This is a genomic window from Methyloparacoccus murrellii, assembly GCF_054657115.1.
This window is the reverse complement of the sequence record NZ_BAAHXD010000142.1, coordinates 1-287: the sequence shown is the minus strand read 5'-3', so window position 1 is coordinate 287 and position 287 is coordinate 1. Positions and strand designations below refer to the sequence as shown.

The following is a 287-nucleotide window of genomic DNA, read 5'->3' as shown; positions in this document are numbered from 1 at the left end:
GCAGCCGCGTTGTGAACGTGGCCAAATCCTCGGCGGTGAGGCCGATCGTCAAGGTCGGCCTGGATTTCCTCAACGGTCCCACATGGACAATGAAGCCGTTGGTCAGGCCCGTTTGCGGCATTTGAGGCAGGGCGGAATAGACGCCGGCGGAATCATCGGCCGTCATGATGGGATAGAGCGCCGCGCCAAAATCACCATAGAAATGCCCGAACAAGGGCGGCTTTCCGGTTGCCAGCGCCTTATACCACGCGCCTTGATTCTTTGGCTTTTTCTTGTCTTCGAAGGCG

Annotated in this window: 1 pseudogene; it reads right to left on the bottom strand. The window is 58.5% G+C overall.

The features are described 5' to 3' along the window. Positions 1-287: pseudogene (locus tag ACYQ1H_RS15650) on the bottom strand (hypothetical protein); the annotation flags it as partial.